The 21,406-nt window shown below is 65.3% G+C and carries 19 protein-coding genes; 7 read left to right on the forward strand and 12 right to left on the reverse strand.

From position 1 onward, the window contains the following. Nucleotides 1-2 precede the first annotated feature (2 nt). From J8I35_RS23960 to J8I35_RS23980, 5 genes are all read right to left on the reverse strand, one after another. Complete coding sequence (locus tag J8I35_RS23960) at nucleotides 3-1,580, reverse strand: amino acid permease (RefSeq protein ID WP_209927310.1); 1,578 nt, start codon at nucleotides 1,578-1,580, stop codon at nucleotides 3-5. Between the two features lie 102 nt (nucleotides 1,581-1,682). Beyond that, nucleotides 1,683-2,147, reverse strand: coding sequence for an Lrp/AsnC family transcriptional regulator (locus J8I35_RS23965; RefSeq protein WP_050011284.1), 465 nt, complete (start codon nucleotides 2,145-2,147; stop codon nucleotides 1,683-1,685). 111 nt (nucleotides 2,148-2,258) lie between these two features. Next, nucleotides 2,259-3,017 (reverse strand): arginine deiminase family protein, encoded by a 759-nt coding sequence (locus tag J8I35_RS23970; protein WP_124554009.1) that lies wholly within the window; start codon nucleotides 3,015-3,017, stop codon nucleotides 2,259-2,261. Between the two features lie 209 nt (nucleotides 3,018-3,226). After that, complete coding sequence (locus tag J8I35_RS23975) at nucleotides 3,227-4,477, reverse strand: DUF1479 domain-containing protein (protein WP_209927313.1); 1,251 nt, start codon at nucleotides 4,475-4,477, stop codon at nucleotides 3,227-3,229. A 111-nt stretch (nucleotides 4,478-4,588) separates the two neighbouring features. Further along, a complete protein-coding gene (locus tag J8I35_RS23980) occupies nucleotides 4,589-4,978 on the reverse strand; it encodes a VOC family protein (RefSeq protein ID WP_209927315.1) in 390 nt (129 codons plus the stop codon). 71 nt (nucleotides 4,979-5,049) lie between these two features. Between J8I35_RS23980 and J8I35_RS23985 the strand changes: the two genes are divergently transcribed. Together J8I35_RS23985 and J8I35_RS23990 are read left to right on the forward strand one after the other, a co-directional pair. Next, a complete protein-coding gene (locus J8I35_RS23985) occupies nucleotides 5,050-6,015 on the forward strand; it encodes an AraC family transcriptional regulator (protein WP_209927317.1) in 966 nt (321 codons plus the stop codon). Nucleotides 6,016-6,585: 570 nt separating this feature from the next. Then, nucleotides 6,586-7,323 (forward strand): hypothetical protein, encoded by a 738-nt coding sequence (locus tag J8I35_RS23990; protein WP_209927319.1) that lies wholly within the window; start codon nucleotides 6,586-6,588, stop codon nucleotides 7,321-7,323. A gap of 284 nt (nucleotides 7,324-7,607) precedes the next feature. Here J8I35_RS23990 and gltA read toward each other — a convergent pair whose 3' ends face one another. From gltA to J8I35_RS24025, 7 genes are all read right to left on the reverse strand, one after another. After that, nucleotides 7,608-8,909, reverse strand: coding sequence for a citrate synthase (gene gltA, locus J8I35_RS23995; protein WP_050011289.1), 1,302 nt, complete (start codon nucleotides 8,907-8,909; stop codon nucleotides 7,608-7,610). 66 nt (nucleotides 8,910-8,975) lie between these two features. Continuing rightward, nucleotides 8,976-9,248, reverse strand: coding sequence for a succinate dehydrogenase assembly factor 2 (locus tag J8I35_RS24000; protein ID WP_011658353.1), 273 nt, complete (start codon nucleotides 9,246-9,248; stop codon nucleotides 8,976-8,978). Between the two features lie 6 nt (nucleotides 9,249-9,254). Continuing rightward, on the reverse strand, nucleotides 9,255-9,956 hold the full coding sequence (locus tag J8I35_RS24005; protein ID WP_059237255.1) for a succinate dehydrogenase iron-sulfur subunit: 702 nt from the start codon (nucleotides 9,954-9,956) through the stop codon (nucleotides 9,255-9,257). Nucleotides 9,957-9,977: 21 nt separating this feature from the next. Continuing rightward, on the reverse strand, nucleotides 9,978-11,753 hold the full coding sequence (gene sdhA, locus J8I35_RS24010) for a succinate dehydrogenase flavoprotein subunit (protein WP_050011292.1): 1,776 nt from the start codon (nucleotides 11,751-11,753) through the stop codon (nucleotides 9,978-9,980). A gap of 3 nt (nucleotides 11,754-11,756) precedes the next feature. Further along, nucleotides 11,757-12,125: a succinate dehydrogenase, hydrophobic membrane anchor protein gene (gene sdhD / locus J8I35_RS24015; protein ID WP_006487767.1), complete on the reverse strand. Its 369-nt coding sequence runs from the start codon at nucleotides 12,123-12,125 to the stop codon at nucleotides 11,757-11,759. Nucleotides 12,126-12,129: 4 nt separating this feature from the next. Next, nucleotides 12,130-12,546 carry a succinate dehydrogenase, cytochrome b556 subunit gene (sdhC, locus tag J8I35_RS24020; RefSeq protein ID WP_023474464.1) on the reverse strand — a complete coding sequence of 139 codons (417 nt, stop codon included), beginning with the start codon at nucleotides 12,544-12,546 and terminating at the stop codon, nucleotides 12,130-12,132. A gap of 168 nt (nucleotides 12,547-12,714) precedes the next feature. Next, the gene (locus J8I35_RS24025) at nucleotides 12,715-13,539 is read right to left on the reverse strand and encodes a GntR family transcriptional regulator (protein WP_006479356.1); all 825 of its coding nucleotides are present in this window, start codon (nucleotides 13,537-13,539) and stop codon (nucleotides 12,715-12,717) included. 288 nt (nucleotides 13,540-13,827) lie between these two features. On the opposite strand from J8I35_RS24025, the gene J8I35_RS24030 reads away from it, so the two are divergent. From J8I35_RS24030 to acnA, 5 genes are all read left to right on the forward strand, one after another. Further along, on the forward strand, nucleotides 13,828-14,814 hold the full coding sequence (locus J8I35_RS24030) for a malate dehydrogenase (protein ID WP_006479357.1): 987 nt from the start codon (nucleotides 13,828-13,830) through the stop codon (nucleotides 14,812-14,814). Nucleotides 14,815-14,998: 184 nt separating this feature from the next. Next, nucleotides 14,999-16,006: an aldolase/citrate lyase family protein gene (locus J8I35_RS24035; protein WP_209927321.1), complete on the forward strand. Its 1,008-nt coding sequence runs from the start codon at nucleotides 14,999-15,001 to the stop codon at nucleotides 16,004-16,006. A 230-nt stretch (nucleotides 16,007-16,236) separates the two neighbouring features. Then, nucleotides 16,237-16,752: a hypothetical protein gene (locus J8I35_RS24040; RefSeq protein ID WP_050011294.1), complete on the forward strand. Its 516-nt coding sequence runs from the start codon at nucleotides 16,237-16,239 to the stop codon at nucleotides 16,750-16,752. 22 nt (nucleotides 16,753-16,774) lie between these two features. After that, nucleotides 16,775-18,226 (forward strand): bifunctional 2-methylcitrate dehydratase/aconitate hydratase, encoded by a 1,452-nt coding sequence (locus tag J8I35_RS24045; RefSeq protein ID WP_124554006.1) that lies wholly within the window; start codon nucleotides 16,775-16,777, stop codon nucleotides 18,224-18,226. Between the two features lie 300 nt (nucleotides 18,227-18,526). Next, nucleotides 18,527-21,244, forward strand: a complete 2,718-nt coding sequence (acnA, locus tag J8I35_RS24050; RefSeq protein ID WP_124554005.1) for an aconitate hydratase AcnA — start codon at nucleotides 18,527-18,529, stop codon at nucleotides 21,242-21,244. Nucleotides 21,245-21,406: the final 162 nt, after the last annotated feature.

Here is a 21,406-nt window from a genome sequence, read left to right on the forward strand (position 1 = left end):
GATCAGCGCGGCTGCCCGTGCTGCGCGGCGGCCGCGTCGACGGCTTCCACCGAGCGCGTGAGCCACGGCCCGATGTCCATCTCCTCGTAGCGCACGAGCCGGCTCTTGCGCGCGCGGCGATACGCCCACCAGATCGCGACGAACAGCGGAATCCATACATAGATCGACAACACTTCCATCCAGTCGATGCGCGCCGCGAAGAACGCCTGGTAATCCTGCCCGAGCGAAATCACGATGCAGACCGCGACCGCGAACACCGGCCCGAACGGAAACCATTTCGCGCGATACGGCAGTTGATCGAGTCGATAACCCTGCTTCAGGAATCCCCTGCGGAACCGGTAATGGCAGACCGCGATGCCGAGCCACGCGATGAAGCCGGTGATGCCGACCGTATTCAGCAGCCACAGATAGATGCGCTGGTTGTTGGTCAACGACGTGAGGAAACACAGCCCGCCAACGGCCATCGTCGCGTACAGCGCGTTGCGCGGCACGCCGCCCGGCGACAGCGTCGCGAACACGGCCGGCGCGCGCCCTTCCGATGCGAGGTTGTACAGCATCCGCGTCGCCGCGTAGGTGCCGGAATTGCCGGCCGACAGCACGGCCGTCAGGATCACCAGATTCATCGCACCGGCCGCGAGCGGGAACCCCGCGTGGCTGAATACCAGCGTGAACGGGCTCACGCCGATGTCGGTCACGTCGCTCTTCAGCAGGTTCGGATCGGTGTACGGCACGAGCAGGCCGATCACGAAGATCGCGAGCACGTAGAACAGCATGATCCGCCAGAAGATCTGCTTCACCGCGCGCGGGATCGTCTTGCGCGGGTTCTCCGATTCGCCGGCCGTGATGCCGACCAGCTCGGTGCCGAGAAACGAGAAGCCCGCGATCAGCGCGACGCTCATCATCGCGTGCACGCCGCCGACGAACGGCGCGTCGCCGGTCGTGAAGTTGCGCCAGCCGACCGGATGCCCGGAGCCGGTATGCCCGGAGCCGGTATGCCCGGTGCCGGTATGCCCGCCGCCCAGCACGCCGGCCGCGATCAGCAGCCCGGCCGCGATGAACGCGATCACGGTGACGACCTTGATCAGCGAGAACCAGTATTCCGATTCGCCGAAGCCGCGCACCGACAGCGTATTGAGCAGGAAGATCAGCACGAGGAAGCCCGCGCCCCACCACACGCCCGGCACCGACGGAAACCAGTAGCGCATCACGATCTGCGCGGCGACCAGCTCGATCGCGATCGTCACCGCCCAGCTGTACCAGTAGGTCCAGCCGAGCGCGACGCCGAAGCCTTCGTCGACGTACTTCTCGCCGTAGATCGCGAACGAGCCCGATACCGGCATCAGCGCGGCCATCTCGCCGAGCCCGGTCACGACGAAGTAGACCATGATCCCGATCGCGATATACGCGGCGATCGCCCCGCCCGGCCCCGCCTGCGCGACCGACGCGCCCGACGCGACGAACAGCCCCGTGCCGATCGACCCGCCGATCGCGATCATCGCGACGTGGCGGCCCTGCAGACGGCGCTTCAGCGTCGTCCCGGACGGTGCGGCCGTGTCCGTCGCCGCTTGCATGGCATCCATGGTGTTCCCCCTGATTGTGAGCCGGCCAGCCAATTCGATTCGGAATGCAAATCGATTGACCCGGTCATTCGCGTCCAAACCGGCCCTGCCGGACCGGTCGCATCACGCGACGCTGCGCTTGATCGACTGCAGTTCGGCCGTCGTCACGATCTTCTCGATCCGGAACCGCGGGCTTTCCAGCCACGCGTTCGCGATCCGCCGGTACTCGTCGAGGTCCTCGCACGCGAGCCGCACGAGAAAATCGAACGTGCCGCTCACCAGCCAGCAATCGAGCACGGCCGGATTCGCGCGCATTTCCTCTTCGAACGGCGCTTGCGAACGCCCGTGGTCGGCCAGCACGATCTGCGCGATCACGACGATCGGCTTGGTCGCGCGCGGCGCCTTGATCACCGCGCGGTACCCTTCGATCACGCCGAGCGCCTCGAGCCGCTCCACGCGCGCCTGGCACGGCCGCGGCGTGAGATTCACGAGCTCCGACAGCTTCCGGTAGGAAATCCGTCCGTCGGTACGCAGGATGTCGAGGATCCGGAGATCGATCTTGTCGAGCTGCATCTTCTTGTCGGTCATCCGCGTTCGCTCCGGTCGGGTCGTGGCTCGTGGCTCGTGGCTCATGCGCGGAACGTCTGCCGTTCCGCGCGGGGCCACATTATCCGGCCGAAGCCGCCGCGCGCCAATCGGCTAGAACCGCAGCGACAGGCAGGTCAGGCCGCCGTCCATCTTGCGGAACTCGCTCGTGTCGATCACGTGCAGCGGCATGCCGAGCGGCGCGATCGCGTCATGCACGCGCGGATAACCGGCCGGCGTGATCAGCGTGCCGTTCACGCGCAGCGTGTTGCCCGCGTATTCGTCGGCGGCCGGGATCGCGATCCGGCGATAGTCGGCGAACGCCGGATGCGCGGCCAGCGCGTCGGTCACGAGCAGCGTGTCGTCGCCGAGCGCGTTGACGACCGATTTCAGGTGCAGGCCGGCGCCGACCGGCACCGCGACGACCGAATAGCCATGGCGCGACACCAGCGACTCGAACGCGGCGATGCCTTGCGCGTCGGTGCGGCTCGTCAGGCCGATGAAGAAGCGCTTGCCGACCAGCATCACGTCGCCGCCGTCGAGGCGGCCCTGCTGCATCGGCAGCAGTTCGCGATGCACGCGCAGCGCCGCTTCGATGTGCGCGGTCTCGCCGCGCCGCGCGGGCGCGCCGGGGCGCGTGATCACCGCGAATTCCGGCGTGACGACCGCGACGTCCTCGACGAAATGCGAATCGGGAAACGCATCGAGCGGCGGCAATTCGGTCAGTTCGACGCCGAGCATGCGCAGCGCGTCGCAGTATGCATGGAACTGCGTGAGCGTCTTGTCGTAATCGGGTGCGCCGAGTTCGGCGGTGGTCAGGCCCGCGCCGCAGGACGGCGCGGGACGGCGAACGATCGCTTGCGTGAATTGCATCGACTCCTCCATGATCTGCGCCGCCTCCGTGCGGTGCACGGGCCGGCAGCGTTGTGTCCGGACCATTATCGGAAGCCAATTTGCGCAATTCGCGTCGATTTCGGCGGCGCCGACAGCCGATTGCGTCGAATTGCGCGCACCACGCAGCGGATTCGGCAGACGGGCCGCCCGCCGTCTCGCGAATGGCCGTTTCGCCCGCCGCCCGCGCGTTACGCGCCGGGCTCGAATCCCATCTGCGCACGGCCGAGCGCCGTGAGATCGCCCTCCCCCGCACGGCCATCGAAATCGGCCTCGAAATGGTCGGCCGGGAAATCGGGCGGGCTGTCGCCACGCAGGAACGCGAGCCGCTGCCGCTGCAGGTATGCATCGTTCTTCGCGCAGCCGGGCGCGGCCGCGATGTACATCACGTTGCTGTCGCCGCTGCCGCGATGCGCGTCCTCGACCGCATGCACGACGTCGCCGTGCCAGAACACCGCGTCGCCCGGTTCCATGTGCGGGATCGGCACCAGTGCGTCGAGCAGCAGCGCGTGCCATTCGGGGCGGATCGACAGCGCGCGGCCGGGACGCGCGCCGCACAGGTCGTCGTCGGCGACGTCGTCCTGCAGCGCGCGCAGCACGACATAGGCCATCGCGTTCGCGACCGGGATCAGCTGCAGCGTGCCGTCGCCGGGCCCCTGCGGCGTCAGCGCGGTCCAGCCCTGGAACGTGCGGAACATCGAACACACGGCCGGCGACGGAATCTCCTCGACGTCGGGGCGGAACGCCGCATCGAACGGATCGTAATCGCGCCAGCGGCCGGCCAGCACGTGGCGATAGACCTGGCGGAAATTCGCGCCGAGCCAGCGCTCGACGGAGCCGCCGTCGACGTGCGGCGACAGCCCGAGCGACGTCGACCCGGGCGGCCGGCGACGAATCCGGTCCGCATAGGCGGGCACCTGGTCGGAATCGAAATGCGTGCGCGTACCGTCCGCATGCCGCCACAGACGGTTCAGGAACACCCGCGCCTGCGTGAGCGCCGGCGACTGGCGCGCGGCCACCTGCGGCTTCGACCAGTAGACGCCGTAGATCTGCGGCTTGCCCGACGCGAGGTTGCCGAAATAGCGGTCTTCCGCGCGCGCATGCAGCCGCTCGGTGAAACGGTTCGCGTCCAGATACGCGCCGATCTCGTCGTTCCAGTCGCGTGCCTGCTGCGCATCCAACACGCCGCGGATCACGACCGCGCCGCGCGTGCGGATCGCGGCAATCGCGAGCGGATCGACGGTCCCGCTCGCGACATCCGCGAACGGCACGACCGGAATCACGTCATCGCCATGCGCGTGCGCGCGGCGGATCGCGTCGACCTGCCGCGCGATGTCGCCCTCCACTTCGCGGAACGTGGCCGCGTAGCCGGGCAAGTCGGCGCGTAGCGCCCGTTTCGCCGTGCGGATCGCGGCCGGCAGATCGTCAATCGTCAGGTGCATCGCTTGTCTCCTCGCTGAATCGCGTTTTGATGAGCACTCAGCGTACGGCCGCCGCACGGTCATCATCGATACTATCCAGCCAATAATCGATACAATCCTGACAACCGCGCGTTACCCGGGACGATGGCAGACCACGCACAGCTTGTTGCCGTCCGGGTCCCGGAAATACGCGCCGTAGTAGTCGCGGTGATAGTGCGGCCGGAGGCCCGGCGGCCCTTCGCAGGCGCCGCCGTGCTGAAGCGCGAGCGCATGGCAGCGATCGACGTGATCGCGGGTCGGCGCATCGAACGCGATCGTGTGGCCGTTCCCCGGTTCAGGCGCGCGTCCGTCGAGCGGCTTGCCGAAGAAGAACAGCGGCCGGTCGGCGTCGGCCGGCATCCAGCCCGACCAGCCGTCCGGTTCGTGGAATTTGACGCGCAACCCGAGTTCGGCGAACAGCGGCGCGTAGAAATCGTAGGCGCGCGCCGTATCGCCGACGCCCACGCAAACATGTGAAAACATGGCATCGCTCCGTCGTGAAGATCGCTCACGATCATGCCACGGCGCGCTGCCCGCCCCTACCGGAGGCCGCGATGAAACCGCAATACGAGCATGTGACGTTCGCGTCCGGCTGTTCGATCCGCGTGTATCACCGTCAGCTCGCGCGCATTCCGTTCGAGTGGCATCGCCATCCCGAGTACGAACTGACGCTGACGCTCAACAGCCGCGGCCAGCGCTTCATCGGCGATCACGTCGCACGCTACGCGGATGACGATCTCGTGCTCGTGCCGCCGAACCTGCCGCATACGTGGTCGTCGAACGCGCGCATCGACCGCGGCGCGCCCGAGGTCGCGCTCGTCGTCTGGTTCGACGGAGACTGGGTACGGCGGCTGGCCGACTGCTGCCCCGAATACGCGCCGCTGCGCTCGCTGCTGCGGCGCGCGGCGCCGGGCCTGCGCTTCGACGTGGAGACGGCCCGCGCGATGCGCGCGCGGCTGCCGCGGTTGCTCGATCCGTCGCCGCGCGTGCGGCTCGCGGCCACGCTCGATACGCTTGCCGATCTCGCGGAAGCCGGCGGCGAACCGCTCGCCACCTCGCAGGCCTACGATCGCTCCGACGCAGCCACGTCCTCGGTCGACTCCACCGCATCCGGCGCCGAACGCCTCGACCGCGTGCTCGACGCGATCGACCGGCAGTTCCACGAACCGCTGCGCATCGACGCGCTCGCGGCCGTCGCGCACCTGTCCGAACGCACGCTGCAGCGGCTGTTCGCGCGTCATCTCGGCGAAAGCGTCGGCCGCTACGTGCAACGGCTGCGGCTCGCGCACGCGTGCCGTCATCTCGCCGGCACCGACTGGCCGATCGCGACGGTCGCCGCGCGCTGCGGCATTGCGAATGCCGCGAACTTCAACCGCCAGTTCCTCGCTGCGCACGGCATGACGCCCGGCGCGTACCGGCAGTTCTTCAAGCAGCACGGCCACGCGCCCGACGACGACGCGCCAGCGCTCGACACACGGCCGCCGTCGCTGGAGCGCCGCGCCGGATCGCGTATGGCCTGATCGGCACCGCACGCCTGGCGTCGATCCCGACGAGTGCGAGCCCAATGGCGCCCGCACCTTCGATTCGACTTCGCGCGCGATCAGCGCGCATCTGCTGCCAGAGGTTCTGCTCGCGCCGACCGAGCTCGTCGCGCATGCGGAAGAATGCCTTCACAGGCGCAATCTTTAGTTGCACTCCTCCCGGTCAATTACCGCTTCCGGATTGAAGCGTTCTCCGGTTCGCGTTTCATGCTTTTATTGCGCGTGAGTGAGGCTTCCGGGTCGGCGTACATCATTAATATCGGCACTACACCTTGTGTTAACCGGAGAAACCACATGACGAGCAGCAACAACTTGTCTCGAGTTACGTACGGCAACAGCGCTTACACGACTGATTTTCATGAACCGTACCCAGCGCCCGGCTCGGGGGCAGGATCGGGGACTGGGCCCGCCTCTCACACGCAGCCGCCTATCCATGGGATGCCTCCGGCATTCAACGGGCGTCCATCTTCCGCGCCAACGACGACTGATCCCGCGTTTGCTGGCCCCTATAGCAGCGTAAGGCGACACGGTATCCTTTCTCAAGACCAGATGCGAGATCAGCACATTGCATTTAATCAATCACACGACGGTCAAGTGGCGCGGAGCGATATTGATGTCACCCGGATACACGGTAGCCCGGATCATGAAGAGAGGGCGCGCGCCGCGCGCATGGCTGTGGAAAACTCTGCGCATGGGGCACTGTCCGTCGCGCTCGAGCGCCATGGATACGGCCCACTGCATACTGAAACACGCGCGCCATCAACGGAAGAGCTGCTTCGCTCGTTGAGTCCCGAACAACGTAAAGACTTTGAGGCAGCGAAGGAGTACGGTATGACGCCTGAGCAGATTCTCGGGATGATGGCGAGGGATCAACGAACAACAAGTTTGTCACCGCAGGGGCAATCGCAGGCCTACCATCGGATGCAGAATACTTTCATGGTGACAGCGCACGCCAGTGCCCCAGCGGCATATGCATCTCCGTACGAAGACACCCGTCGCAGTATTCCGCCGTCGGAGTTTCGTGGCGTTTACGTCCCGCAAGCGCATGCGCACACCGCTCGTCAAGTTGATCGGGAATTAGCCGCGCGTCAGCCGGTATATCCGCAGGCCGTCGCCGTGCCGGATCGGCCCGGAATGAACCCATATTATCAGGCGCCAAATGGTGACCAGCATCAGGTCCATGGTGTTCAAGCTCCTGACTATTACAATGCCATTAGAGCCCAGCTCAGTTCCGAGGCCGACTATGACGCGCACATCGTAAAGACCGGCATTCGGCGCGAGTGGTAAGACCGCCTTTAGCCGATCGGCAACGAACGTTGGGAGCGTAAAGCATGACCTTGATATCCTCCCTGCCCGAAGGCAGCGGAGGATATCAATCCCATTGCACATCTGATGGGAATCAGATTGCCCGTGTCGCACGCTCATGAACGGACGGTGTGCATCGAGCGCTTACCTCGCGCCAGCGTCGGCCGCACAAATGAAAACACCCCGGCGGGATGACCCACCGGGGTGTCGTGGCGTTGCGATTGCGGGACGCGAGCGGCCTGACGGCCGTTCGCGCCGCGCACGGTTCAACGTGCGTTGAGCGGCTTCGCTTCGCGCGGCGTGTCGCCGATGAACAGCTGACGCGGACGGCCGATCTTCTGCTCCGGATCCGCAATCATTTCGTTCCACTGCGCGATCCAGCCGACCGTACGTGCCATCGCGAAGATACACGTGAACATCGACGTCGGGATGCCCAGCGCGCGCTGCACGATGCCCGAGTAGAAGTCGACGTTCGGGTACAGCTTGCGCGACACGAAGTATTCGTCTTCCAGCGCGATCTTCTCGAGCTGCATCGCGAGCTTGAACAGCGGGTCGTCGTGCAGGCCCAGTTCGTTCAGCACTTCGTAGCAGGTTTCGCGCATCAGCTTCGCACGCGGGTCGTAGTTCTTGTACACGCGGTGACCGAAGCCCATCAGCTTCACGCCCGAATTCTTGTCCTTCACCTGCTTGATGAATTCGGGGATGTTGTCCGGCGAACCGATCTGCTCGAGCATGTTCAGCGCGGCTTCGTTCGCACCACCGTGCGCCGGGCCCCACAGACACGCGATACCGGCCGCGATACACGCGAACGGGTTCGCACCCGACGAGCCGGCCAGGCGGACCGTCGACGTCGATGCGTTCTGCTCGTGATCGGCGTGCAGGATCAGGATGCGGTCGAGTGCGCGGACCAGCACGTCGTTGACCTTGTACTCTTCGCACGGGTTCGAGAACATCATGTGCATGAAGTTCGCGCTGTACGACAGTTCGTTCTTCGGATAAACGAACGGCTGGCCGATGCTGAACTTGTACGCCATCGCGACGAGCGTCGGCAGCTTCGCGATCATGCGGATCGCCGACACTTCGCGGTGACGCGGGTCGTTGATGTCGAGCGAGTCGTGATAGAACGCCGACAGCGCGCCGACGGCCGCGACCAGCACCGCCATCGGGTGCGCGTCGCGACGGAAACCGCGGAAGAAGAAGTGCATCTGCTCGTGCACCATCGTATGCTTGGTGACGGTGTCGACGAACTCCTTCTTCTGCGCCGCGTTCGGCAGTTCGCCCTTCAGCAGCAGGTAGCAGCTTTCGAGGAAGTCGGCGTTTTGCGCGAGGTTGTCGATCGGGTAACCGCGGTACAGCAGCTCGCCCTTGTCGCCGTCGATGTACGTGATCGCCGAATTACAAGCTGCCGTCGACATGAAGCCCGGGTCGTACGTGAACTTGCCGGTCTGGCCGTACAGCTTGCGGATGTCGATTACGTCCGGGCCCATCGTGCCCTTGTAGATCGGCATTTCGACGCTCGGCGAGTTGTCGCTGAACGATAGCGTGGCTTTAACATCAGACGGAGTCATGGCACATCCTCAATCGAAATAAAGAAACGGGATTCGATAACGGGCACAGCGTGTTACATGTTGGCGTTACACGTTGCGCAGCATCTCCAACAGCCGGTGAATCTCCGGGCTGTCTAGGTCGCCCTCTGGTTCCTTGCGCGCGAGGAGCAAGTCCATCAGGTCGTTGTCGCTCAGATCGAGCAGGCGCGACAACGCGCCTACGTCTGCATCGGTGAGGTCATGCTCGTATCGGCTGAAGAAACGCTCGAAGATGATGTCGTTTTCCAGCAGACCCCGCCGCGCGCGCCAGCGGAGGCGCGCGCGACGGTGCGGGTCGGATTGATGCGAATCGTCGCTCATCAAACTTTAAACCGCGCGGCGAACCATCAGTTCCTTGATCTTGCCGATCGCCTTCGTCGGGTTCAGGCCCTTCGGGCAAACGTCGACGCAGTTCATGATCGTGTGGCAACGGAACAGACGGTACGGGTCTTCCAGGTTGTCGAGACGCTCGCCGGTGGCCGTGTCGCGACTATCCGCGATGAAGCGGTAAGCCTGCAGCAGGCCGGCCGGGCCGACGAACTTGTCCGGGTTCCACCAGAAGCTCGGGCACGACGTCGAGCAGCTCGCGCACAGAATGCACTCGTACACGCCGTCGAGCTCGTCGCGCTCTTCCGGCGACTGGAGGCGTTCCTTCTCCGGCGGCGGCGCGTCGTTGATCAGGTACGGCTTGATCGAGTGGTACTGGTTGAAGAAGTGCGTCATGTCGACGATCAGATCGCGCACGACGGGCAGGCCCGGCAGCGGACGCAGCACGATCTTCTGCGGCAGGTCGTTCAGGTTCGTCAGGCACGCGAGACCGTTCTTGCCGTTGATGTTCATCGCGTCCGAACCGCACACGCCTTCGCGGCACGAACGGCGGAACGACAGCGTCTCGTCCAGGGCCTTCAGCTTGACCAGCGCGTCGAGCAGCATGCGCTCATGCTGGATATCGAGCTCGTACGTCTGCATGCGCGGCGCTGCGTCCTTGTCCGGATCGTAGCGGTAGACTTCAAAAATGCGTTTTGCCATTTCGGATTCCTTTGACTCGGCTTAGAACGTGCGCGGCTTCGGCGGCACGGATTCGACCGTCAGCGGCTTCATTTGAACCGGCTTGTAGTCGAGGCGATCGCCTTCGCTGTACCACAGCGTGTGGCGCAGCCAGTTGTCGTCGTCGCGGTGTTCGTAGTCGCTGTGCGCGTGTGCGCCGCGGCTTTCCTTGCGCGCTTCCGCCGACACCATCGTCGCGCGGGCCACTTCGATCAGGTTCTCCAGCTCGAGCGCTTCGACACGCGCGGTGTTGAACACCTTCGACTTGTCCTTCAGGTGGATGTTTTCCACGCGCGCCTTCAGGCCGGCCATCTGGTCGACGCCTTCCTTCAGCAGCGCCGACGTGCGGAACACGCCTGCGTGCTTCTGCATCGTTGCGCGGATGTCGTTCGCAACGTCCTGCGTGTACTCGCCCGAGCTCGACGTGTCGAGCTTGTTCAGGCGCGCCAGCGAGAACTCGCCCGCATCGGCCGGCAGCGGCTTGTGTTCCTTCTGGTTCTTCACGTGCTGAACGATGTGGTTGCCGGCCGCACGGCCGAACACCACGAGGTCCAGCAGCGAGTTCGTGCCGAGACGGTTCGCACCGTGCACCGACACGCATGAGCATTCGCCCACTGCGTAGAAGCCGTTGATCGGTTCCTTGTGATCGCGCGACGTGCCGACGACCTGACCGTGGATGTTGGTCGGGATACCGCCCATCTGATAGTGGATCGTCGGGACGACCGGGATCGGTTCCTTGATCGCGTCGACGTTCGCGAACTTCAGCGCGATTTCGCGGATCGACGGCAGACGCTTCATGATCGTCTCGGCGCCGATGTGCGACAGGTCGAGCAGCACGTGATCCTTGTTCGGACCGACGCCGCGACCTTCCTTGATTTCCTGGTCCATCGAACGCGACACGAAATCGCGCGGCGCCAGATCCTTCAGCGTCGGCGCGTAGCGCTCCATGAAGCGCTCGCCGTTCGCGTTGCGCAGGATACCGCCTTCGCCGCGCACGCCTTCGGTGATCAGCACGCCCGCGCCGGCCACGCCGGTCGGGTGGAACTGCCAGAACTCCATGTCCTGCAGCGCGACGCCCGAGCGGGCCGCCATGCCGAGGCCGTCGCCGGTGTTGATGAACGCGTTCGTCGATGCCGCGAAGATCCGGCCTGCGCCGCCCGTCGCGAACAGCGTCGTCTTGCCTTCCATGATGTAGACGTCGCCCGTCTCCATCTCGAGGGCCGTCACGCCGAGCACGTCGCCGTCCGCGTCGCGGATCAGGTCGAGCGCCATCCATTCGACGAAGAACTGCGTCTTCGCCTCGACGTTCTGCTGGTACAGCGTGTGCAGCAGCGCGTGACCGGTACGGTCGGCGGCCGCGCAAGCGCGCTGGACCGGCTTCTCGCCGTAGTTCGCGGTGTGGCCGCCGAACGGACGCTGGTAGATCGTGCCGTCCGCGTTGCGGTCGAACGGCATGCCGAAGTGTTCCAGTTCGTACACGACGTTCGGTGCCTCGCGGCACATGAACTCGATCGCGTCCTGGTCGCCGAGCCAGTCGGAACCCTTGATCGTGTCGTAGAAGTGGAAGTGCCAGTTGTCTTCGCTCATGTTGCCGAGCGACGCGCCGATGCCGCCTTGCGCGGCCACCGTGTGCGAACGCGTCGGGAACACCTTCGACAGCACGCCGACCGACAGGCCCGCGCGCGACAGTTGCAGCGCTGCGCGCAAGCCGGAGCCGCCTGCGCCGACGATCACGACGTCGAACTTGCGGCGCGGGAGGGAAGTTTTGATTGCAGCCATTCTTTACACTCTCCAGAGAATCTGCGCGGCGTAGCCCGCACATGCGAGCAGCCAGACGATGGTCAGCGATTGCAGCAGCAGGCGCACACCGACGGGCTTCACGTAGTCCATCCAGATGTCGCGCACGCCGACCCATGCGTGGTAGAAGAGGGAAAGCAGCATCACGAAGGTCGCGAGCTTCATCCATTGCGCGGCGAAGATCGATGCCCAGCCTTCGTACGAAAAATCGTGCGCGCCGAAGAACAGGACGAGCAGAATGACCGTGTAGACCGCCATGATCGTGGCGGTGACGCGCTGCGCGAGCCAGTCGCGCAGGCCGTAGTGAGCGCCGACGACGAGGCGCTTCGAGCCGATTCGGTTGTTGGCTGCCATTTTCTTAGAATGCTCCGAACAGTTTGAGTGCCATGGCGATCGTCAGCGCGATCGAGACGACAAAGACGACGACGGCCGTCCGCTTGCCGCCTTCCTTCGTGACGGCGTCGTGGTTGACGTCCATCAGCAGGTGGCGAATGCCGGCGCAGAAATGGTGGAAGAAGGCCCACGACAACGCGAGGACGATCAGCTTGACGACGATGTTGGAGAGGAAAGCCTTGAAGACTTCGAAGCTGAGCTCGGAGGTAAGGCTCTGGTCGAAGAGGAACAGCAGGAACGGCAGGAACAGGAACAGCAGCGCGCCGCTGATACGATGGAGAATCGACAATATCGCCGCCAGGGGCATGCGATATTTCAACGTGATGTCGCCGATTCCGATGTTCCGGTATTCCGGCCTCGGCTTTCTTACTGCGTCAGTCATGCTAGACCCCTACTATGTTGTCACACTAATCCGCGATTTTAGCGCCTTTTTATATCGCGCTGCAGCGAAAGTCTGCTCTGGATCATTGCGCGAACACGAACAAAGGCGGCCCGAAACGTGCTTCGCGAGCGTGGGAAACGCGAATGCACGCGGCTGAACCGAACGTCGTCAGCTCAAGTCATTCTGATAGTAGTACCCGGTTGTGACATACCAGCCGCGACGCACTTCCACCGGCCGGTCCCCATACGTATAGGACACGCGCTCGACCGACAGCAGCGGGAAGCCCGCCGGCACGTGCAGCAGGTCGGCCACCGCCGGATCCGCCGCGACCGCACGGATCTTCTCCGTCGCGCGGATCATCCGCGTCCCGAACTCCGTCTCGAACATCGCGTAGAGCGGCCCCTTGTACTCGCTCAGCCGCTCGAACGTCAGCCCGCGGAACATCGCGCCCGGCAGCCAGATCTCGTCGAGCACCGTCACTTCGCTGTCGAATTCCAGCAGGCGGCGCACCTGGACGACCGGATCGGCGGGCTTCAGGTCGAGCTGCCGCGCGATCTCGGCCGGCGCGCGCAGGCGCCGGCATTCGAGCAGGCGGCTCACGTGCGGGTGCTCGGCGCCGTCGTCGGCCAGCAGACGCAGAAAGCGGAATTGCGCGCGATCTTCGTTGTGCGTTGCAACAAAAGTGCCCTTGCCCTGCCGCCGGACCACGAGGTTTTCGGCGGCCAGCTCGTCGATCGCCTTGCGCACGGTGCCCTGGCTGACCTTGTAGCGGGCCGCGAGCTCCACTTCGCTGGGAATGATCTCGCCCGGCTTCCATTCGCCGGATTCGAGACTTTGCGTGATCAATGACTTGATCTGCTGGTATAACGGGCTGAACGTCGGCGACGCGGACGCCGCGGGCGAGGCTGCGGGATCGCCCGCGCCCGGCTGCCCTGGGCCGCCTGCGCCGGTTTGATTCGCGGTGTTCGCCTGGTTCGATGTCATGGCGCGCATTTCATCACAAACCGCACTTTTTCGTCCACTCAATTTCCGCAAAACATCTGTCTTATATAAGACATATGATACCGTTTGACTTTGCGCGTGACGGCTCCTACACTCCCGGTCGAGCAAGGGTTCGCGGGTGCAACAGCGCGTCCCCGGCTACGTGCCACGGCCGTCTCCAGGTTCACCGCGTCTGCCATCGCGAGTCCTCCGCCCTGCTTCAATGCAACGCTACGCACAACGCGCATAGAATGGCGTTTTCGCTCGCGTCCAACGCTTCACCCGTCCTGGAGATTTTCAATGGCTAAGCCCGCAAAGCGCGTTGCCGTCACCGGCGCCGCAGGTCAAATCGCTTACTCCCTGCTGTTCCGCATCGCGAACGGCGACCTGCTCGGCAAGGACCAGCCGGTCATCCTGCAACTGCTCGACCTCCCGCAAGCCCAAGGCGCCGTCAAGGGCGTCGTGATGGAACTCGACGATTGCGCGTTCCCGCTGCTCGCAGGCGTCGTGATCACCGACGATCCGAAGGTCGCATTCAAGGATGCAGACGTCGCGCTGCTGGTCGGTGCGCGTCCGCGCTCGAAGGGCATGGAGCGCAAGGACCTGCTGTCGGCGAACGCCGAAATCTTCACGGTTCAGGGCGCCGCGCTGAACGAAGTCGCGAGCCGCGACGTGAAGGTGCTGGTCGTCGGCAACCCGGCGAACACGAACGCGTACATCGCGATGAAGTCGGCGCCGGATCTGCCGAAGAAGAACTTCACGGCCATGCTGCGCCTCGACCACAACCGCGCGCTGTCGCAGCTCGCCGCCAAGTCGGGCAAGCCGGTCGCGTCGATCGAGAAGCTCGCCGTGTGGGGCAACCACTCGCCGACGATGTACCCGGACTTCCGCTTCGCGACCGCCGAAGGCGAATCGCTGCTGAAGCTGATCAACGACGACGTGTGGAACCGCGACACGTTCATCCCGACCGTCGGCAAGCGCGGCGCGGCGATCATCGAAGCGCGCGGCCTGTCGTCGGCGGCGTCGGCAGCCAACGCGGCGATCGACCACGTGCGTGACTGGGTGCTCGGCACGAACGGCAAGTGGGTCACGATGGGCATCCCGTCGGACGGCTCGTACGGCATCCCCGAAGACATCATCTACGGCGTGCCGGTCACCTGCGAAAACGGCGAATACAAGCGCGTCGAAGGCCTGGAAATCGACGCGTTCTCGCGCGAGAAGATGGACGGCACGCTGGCCGAGCTGCTCGAAGAGCGCGATGGCGTCGCCCACCTGCTGAAGAACTAAGCATCACGCATCGTGCCGGGCGGCCTTCGCGGCGCCCGGCTTCGGCACGGGCCGGCACGCCGCCGGCCCGGCCCGCCGATCCGATTCGCGCACGTTTTGCCGCCCGCGCCGCGCCGCGCACCGGCCCAGAGCCTGCCCGAATCCGATTTCCGCCACGTTGACCCGCTTCCCTCACGTAGAAGAGATGGCCGCGCTCACTCCTGCACAAGTGCTGTACGACGGGGCGTCCCCGCCCGCGATCCTGCCCTGCTGCGATCACTACGCGGGCAGCGAGAAGCTGATGCGCAAGTCGCTCGCGCTGCAAGCCGAGCTGGGTCCCGTGTTCGACCTCACGCTCGACTGCGAGGACGGCGCGGCCGTCGGCCAGGAAGCCGCGCACGCGGCGCTCGTCGCCGACCTGCTCGGCAGCGCCGAGAACCGCTTCGGCCGCGTCGGCGTCCGCATCCACGACTTTTCCCAAGCGCACTGGCGCGACGACGTGCGCATCGTGCTGCGTGCGTCGCGCGCACCCGCCTACATCACGCTGCCGAAGATCGCGAGCGCCGCCGACGCGGCCGAAATGACCGCGTTCATCGAAGGCACGCGCCGCGAGTTCGGCATCGCGCAGCCGATCCCGGCCGACGTGCTGATCGAAACGCACGGCGCGCTCGCGCAGGCGGCCGCCCTCGCCGCGCTGCCGACGGTCGGCACGCTGAGCTTCGGGCTGATGGATTTCGTCTCCGCGCACCACGGCGCGATTCCCGATTCCGCGATGCGCTCGCCCGGCCAGTTCGATCACCCGCTCGTGCGCCGCGCGAAGCTGGAAATCGCCGCGGCCTGTCACGCGCACGGCAAGACGCCGTCGCACAACGTGACCACGGAAGTGCGCGACATGAGCGTCGTCGCCGGCGACGCCCGCCGCGCGCGCGACGAATTCGCGTTCACGCGAATGTGGAGCATCCACCCGGCGCACATCCGCCCGATCGTCGACGCGTTCGCGCCGCGCGCCGACGAAGTCACGCTGGCCGCCGAGATCCTGCTGGCCGCGCAGGCCGCCGACTGGGGCCCGACGCGCCACGGCGATACGCTGCACGATCGCGCGAGTTATCGGTATTACTGGTCGGTGCTGCGCCGTGCGCGGGCCACCGGCCAGCCCGTACCGGACGAGGCTGCGCCGCTGTTCGGCCCGGCCGCCGCGGGCGTCGCGCCGTGAGCGCGCGCCGCCCGTCGATACACGCGTTTCATGCATTCGACGTTTCGCCAACCGGACAGACGTTTGCGAAACGACAAAAAACGTAACGGAGCCCGAAAACCTGATATACGCGCGGCCAAATAGGTGAAAATAGCGGCCGCTGCGCGCTTTCGGGGCGCGTGCAGTTTCAAACCGGCCGGCAGTTTCGATTGCCGGCCCTTGTCAACTGATTATCGAAAGGTTCTGACTCCATGAAGAAACTCCTGATCGCTACCGCCATCGGCGCCTTGTCCGCCACGATGCTGGTGTCGGCTCCGAGCGCGTTTGCCCAGGGTACGGCCACCACGACCGCGAAGAAGGCCACGGCCAAGCGCCCGGCGCCGGCCAAGCGCATCATCCCGCGCAGCAAGAAGGCGCAGGCACGCGCGGCCGCCAAGGTCGATCCGGTACCGGACGGCGCGGTCAAGTGGTCCTGTAAGGAAGGTCTGTCGTTCGACCTCGCCGGCGACATGAAGCGCGACCAGGTCGTCACGGTTCACTGGGCGAAGAAGAACTACAAGCTGCCGCGTCAAGCCACGACGACGGGTGCCGACACGTTCTACGATCCGGCCGCAGGCTTCAAGCTGGTCGTGATCCCGACCAAGGCGATGCTGTTCTCCGACGCCAACGGCGGCGAGCGCCTCGCGGACGAATGCGTGACGCCGGAAATGGCGCAAGGCACGGCGGCACCGACGCAGTCGAACGAGCTGAAGCCGGCAACGAACTAAGCGCGTTCCCTCCGGCCCCTCGATGTCCGCCCCGGTCTCCAACGTCCGCCCCGCGCCGGATTCGGTACTCGTCGACATCGTCGACTACGTGCTGAACACCGGCCTCGACAGCGCGCTCGCGCTGGAGACGGCGCGTCATTGCCTGATCGACACGCTCGGATGCGGACTCGAGGCGCTGTCCTACCCTGCCTGCACCAAGCTGCTCGGCCCCGTCGTGCCCGGCACGATCGTGCCGAACGGCGCGAAGGTGCCCGGCACGTCCTTCCAGCTCGATCCCGTCCAGGCCGCGTTCGGCATCGGCGCGATGATCCGCTGGCTGGACTTCAACGACACCTGGCTCGCCGCCGAATGGGGTCATCCGTCCGACAACCTCGGCGGGATCCTGGCGACGGCCGACTGGCTCTCCCGCACGGCCCGCGCGGCCGGCCGCCAGCCGCTCGCGATGCGCGACGTGCTGGTCGCGATGATCCAGGCCCACGAGATCCAGGGCTGCCTCGCCCTCGAGAATTCATTCAACGCGGTCGGGCTCGACCATGTGCTGCTCGTGAAGGTCGCGTCGACGGCCGTCGTCGGGCGCCTGCTCGGGCTCACGCGCGACGAGCTGATCAACGCGGTGTCCAACGCATTCATTGACGGCCACGCGCTGCGGACCTACCGCCATGCGCCGAACACCGGTTCGCGCAAATCCTGGGCGGCCGGCGACGCGACGTCCCGCGCGGTGCGCCTCGCGCTGATCGCGAAAACGGGTGAAATGGGCTATCCGTCGGCGCTCACCGCCAAGACGTGGGGCTTCTACGACGTGCTGTTCGACGGCAAGCCGTTCCGCTTCCAGCGCCCGTACGGCACGTACGTGATGGAAAACGTGCTGTTCAAGATCGCGTTCCCCGCCGAATTCCATGCGCAGACGGCCGCCGAGGCCGCGCTGCAGCTGCACGCGCAGCTCGCCGCGGCGGGCCGCACGGCCGACGACATCGGCCGGATCACGATCCGCACGCACGCGGCCGCGCTCCGCATCATCGACAAGCAGGGCCCGCTCGCCAATCCGGCCGACCGCGACCACTGCATCCAGTACATGGTCGCCGTGCCGCTGCTGTTCGGCCGGCTGACCGCGGCCGACTACGAAGACGCGGCCGCGGCGGACCCGCGCATCGACGCGCTGCGCGCGAAAACCGTGTGCGTCGAGGATCCGCAGTTCACGCAGGATTACCACGATCCGGACAAGCGATCGATCGCGAATGCGCTGACGGTCGAGTTCACGGACGGATCGAAGCTTGCCGAAGTGGCGGTCGAGTATCCGCTCGGCCATCGGCGGCGCCGTGCCGAAGGCGTCCCGCTCCTGGTCGAGAAGTTCCGGACCAACCTTGCCCGCCGTTTCCCGGCCAAGCAGCAACAAGCGATTCTCGACGTGTCGCTGGACCAGGCAAAGCTCGAAGCGATGCCAGTCGATGAGTACGTCGACTTGTATGTGATATAGGGGGCTGTTTGCGGATGAAACGGACATGCGAATGCCCCAAATCGGTCGCAGGACCAGAAGTGAGGAGCGCCGTTTGGCCGTGCCAAACAAGCGACGAACGACGCCGTCATGCGGCCGATTTGGGGCATTCCCGTGGAATAAATTTTAAATTTGGGGTTGCCCCGAGAAAGGCCGCTCGCTGCGTCACGCTCCTTGCGAGCGGCCTTTCTCGGGGCAACGCATGTCCGTTTCATCCGCAAACAGCCCCCTGGTCATCTACAGGACTCTTTGTTTCCTAGCCTTAAACCCAGGAAAATCACCATGGCCCACAATCTCCACAAGACCCTCAAGGAATTCGACAGCGGTTCCGGCAAAGGCAAGTTCTACTCGCTGCCGCAGCTCGGCAAGGAACTGAAGACGAAGATCGAACGCCTGCCGGTGTCGATCCGCATCGTGCTCGAGTCCGTGCTGCGCAACTACGACGGCAAGAAAATCACCGAAGAGCACATCGAGCAGCTCGCGAACTGGAAGCCGACCGCGAAGCGCGTCGACGAGATTCCGTTCGTCGTGTCGCGCGTCGTGCTGCAGGATTTCACGGGCGTGCCGCTGCTCGCCGACATCGCGGCCATGCGCGGCGTCGCCGAGCGCACGGGCAAGAACCCGAAGAAGATCGAACCGCTGGTCCCGGTCGATCTCGTCGTCGACCACTCGGTCCAGATCGACTACTTCCGCCAGAAGGACGCGCTCGACCTGAACATGAAGCTGGAATTCCAGCGCAACAACGAGCGCTACCAGTTCATGAAGTGGGGCATGCAGGCGTTCGACACGTTCAAGGTCGTGCCGCCGGGCGTGGGCATCGTCCACCAGGTGAACCTCGAGTATCTGGCGCGCGGCGTCCACAAGAAGACCGACGGCGCCGACACCGTGTACTATCCGGACACCCTCGTCGGCACGGACAGCCACACGACGATGATCAACGGCATCGGCGTGGTCGGCTGGGGCGTGGGCGGCATCGAGGCGGAAGCCGGCATGCTCGGCCAGCCGGTGTACTTCCTGACGCCGGACGTCGTCGGCGTCGAGCTGAAGGGCAAGCTGCGCGAGGGCGTGACGGCCACCGACCTGGTGCTGACGATCACCGAAATGCTGCGCAAGGAGAAGGTCGTCGGCAAGTTCGTCGAGTTCTTCGGCGAAGGCACGCGCTCGCTGTCGCTGCCGGACCGCGCGACGATCGGCAACATGGCGCCGGAATACGGCGCGACGATGGGCTTCTTCCCGGTCGACGAAAAGACGATCGACTACTTCGAAGGCACGGGCCGCACGAAGGCCGAAATCGCCGCGTTCGAAAACTACTTCAAGGCGCAGAACCTGTTCGGCATCCCGAACGCCGGCGACATCGACTACACGAAGGTCGTGACGCTGGATCTGACGACGGTCGCGCCGTCGCTGGCCGGCCCGAAGCGCCCGCAGGACCGCATCGAGATCGGCCACGTCAAGTCGACGTTCACCGACCTGTTCTCGAAGCCGGTCGCGGAAAACGGTTTCGCGAAGAAGGCGGACGACCTGGGCACGCAGTACACGACGAGCAACGGCGTCGACGTGAAGAACGGCGACATCCTGATCGCCGCGATCACGTCGTGCACGAACACGTCGAACCCGAGCGTGCTGCTGGCCGCCGGCCTGCTCGCGAAGAAGGCGGTCGAGGCCGGCCTCACGGTCGACCCGAAGATCAAGACCTCGCTCGCGCCGGGATCGCGCATCGTCACCGAGTACCTGACGAAGACGGGCCTGCTGCCCTACCTGTCGAAGCTCGGCTTCGAAGTCGCGGCGTACGGCTGCACGACCTGTATCGGCAACGCGGGCGACCTGACGCCGGAACTGAACGAAGCGATCACGAAGAACGACATCGTCGCGGCGGCCGTGCTGTCGGGCAACCGTAACTTCGAAGCGCGTATCCACCCGAACATCCGCGCGAACTTCCTCGCGTCGCCGCCGCTCGTCGTCGCGTACGCGATCGCCGGCAACATCACGCGCGACCTGATGACCGAGCCGGTCGGCAAGGGCAAGGGCGGCCGCGACATCTACCTCGGCGACATCTGGCCGACGAGCGATGAAATCCACGCGCTGCTCAAGTTCGCGCTCGATCCGAAGAAGTTCGAGGACAACTACTCGAAGCTGACCAAGAAGGGCGACCTCTGGAGCAAGATCGAGGGCGAAACGGGCGAGGTCTACGACTGGCCGAAGTCGACCTACATCGCCGAGCCGCCGTTCTTCGGCAACGACTTCTCGATGGAGCCGGCTGCGTCGATCCCGACCGTCAAGGGCGCGCGCGCGCTGGGCATCTTCGGCGATTCGGTCACGACCGACCACATCAGCCCGGCAGGCTCGATCAAGGAAGACTCGCCGGCAGGCAAGTGGCTGAAGGAAAACGGCGTGCAGAAGGCCGACTTCAACAGCTACGGCTCGCGCCGCGGCAACCACGACGTGATGATGCGCGGCACGTTCGCGAACGTCCGGATCAAGAACCTGATGATCCCGGCGAAGGCGGACGGCACGCGCGTCGAAGGCGGCCTGACGATCCACCAGCCGAGCGGCGAACAGCAGTCGATCTACGATGCGGCGATGCAGTACGTCGCCGCCGGCACGCCGACCGTCGTGTTCGCGGGCGAAGAGTACGGCACGGGCTCGTCGCGCGACTGGGCCGCGAAGGGCACGCAACTGCTCGGCGTGAAGGCCGTGATCGCACGCAGCTTCGAACGGATCCACCGCTCGAACCTGGTCGGCATGGGCGTGCTGCCGCTGCAGTTCAAGGGCGCGGACAGCGTGCAGTCGCTCGGCATCACCGGCGAAGAGACGTACGACATCGAAGGCCTCGGCGACGACTTCAAGCCGCAGCAGGACGTCACGCTCGTGATTCACCGCAAGAACGGCGAAACGCAGCGTGTGCCGGTGCTGCTGCGCATCGATACGCCGATCGAAGTCGACTACTACAAGCACGGCGGGATCCTGCCGTTCGTGCTGCGCTCGCTGCTCGCAGCGTAAGCGCGCGGCTTTTGCAGGTGCCGCAGCCGCCTCGCGGGCGGTTGCGGCCGATTTGGATGCCCGACTTCGTGTCGGGCTTTTTTTTGGTTCATCGCGGATTACCGGGGAACGCGGCGCGGATCTTGAGGAAGAAGTATTCCTCGTCGCGGTACCCGTAGGCCC

The organism is Burkholderia sp. CpTa8-5 (genome assembly GCF_017815045.1).
GTDB lineage: Bacteria > Pseudomonadota > Gammaproteobacteria > Burkholderiales > Burkholderiaceae > Burkholderia > Burkholderia sola.

Bases quoted from the DNA above. Each gene is read 5' to 3' on its own strand.
- sdhA (WP_050011292.1), bottom strand. From the start codon at position 11,753: ATGGCTGCAATCAAAACTTCCCTCCCGCGCCGCAAGTTCGACGTCGTG.
- J8I35_RS24030 (WP_006479357.1), top strand. From the start codon at position 13,828: ATGGCTAAGCCCGCAAAGCGCGTTGCCGTCACCGGCGCCGCAGGTCAA.
- J8I35_RS24035 (WP_209927321.1), top strand. From the start codon at position 14,999: ATGGCCGCGCTCACTCCTGCACAAGTGCTGTACGACGGGGCGTCCCCG.
- J8I35_RS23965 (WP_050011284.1), bottom strand. From the start codon at position 2,147: ATGACCGACAAGAAGATGCAGCTCGACAAGATCGATCTCCGGATCCTC.
- J8I35_RS23985 (WP_209927317.1), top strand. From the start codon at position 5,050: ATGAAACCGCAATACGAGCATGTGACGTTCGCGTCCGGCTGTTCGATC.
- J8I35_RS24005 (WP_059237255.1), bottom strand. From the start codon at position 9,956: ATGGCAAAACGCATTTTTGAAGTCTACCGCTACGATCCGGACAAGGAC.
- J8I35_RS23975 (WP_209927313.1), bottom strand. From the start codon at position 4,477: ATGCACCTGACGATTGACGATCTGCCGGCCGCGATCCGCACGGCGAAA.
- J8I35_RS24040 (WP_050011294.1), top strand. From the start codon at position 16,237: ATGAAGAAACTCCTGATCGCTACCGCCATCGGCGCCTTGTCCGCCACG.
- gltA (WP_050011289.1), bottom strand. From the start codon at position 8,909: ATGACTCCGTCTGATGTTAAAGCCACGCTATCGTTCAGCGACAACTCG.
- J8I35_RS23990 (WP_209927319.1), top strand. From the start codon at position 6,586: ATGCGAGATCAGCACATTGCATTTAATCAATCACACGACGGTCAAGTG.
- J8I35_RS24025 (WP_006479356.1), bottom strand. From the start codon at position 13,539: ATGCGCGCCATGACATCGAACCAGGCGAACACCGCGAATCAAACCGGC.
- sdhD (WP_006487767.1), bottom strand. From the start codon at position 12,125: ATGGCAGCCAACAACCGAATCGGCTCGAAGCGCCTCGTCGTCGGCGCT.
- J8I35_RS24045 (WP_124554006.1), top strand. From the start codon at position 16,775: ATGTCCGCCCCGGTCTCCAACGTCCGCCCCGCGCCGGATTCGGTACTC.
- sdhC (WP_023474464.1), bottom strand. From the start codon at position 12,546: ATGACTGACGCAGTAAGAAAGCCGAGGCCGGAATACCGGAACATCGGA.
- J8I35_RS24000 (WP_011658353.1), bottom strand. From the start codon at position 9,248: ATGAGCGACGATTCGCATCAATCCGACCCGCACCGTCGCGCGCGCCTC.
- J8I35_RS23980 (WP_209927315.1), bottom strand. From the start codon at position 4,978: ATGTTTTCACATGTTTGCGTGGGCGTCGGCGATACGGCGCGCGCCTAC.
- J8I35_RS23960 (WP_209927310.1), bottom strand. From the start codon at position 1,580: ATGGATGCCATGCAAGCGGCGACGGACACGGCCGCACCGTCCGGGACG.
- J8I35_RS23970 (WP_124554009.1), bottom strand. From the start codon at position 3,017: ATGCAATTCACGCAAGCGATCGTTCGCCGTCCCGCGCCGTCCTGCGGC.
- acnA (WP_124554005.1), top strand. From the start codon at position 18,527: ATGGCCCACAATCTCCACAAGACCCTCAAGGAATTCGACAGCGGTTCC.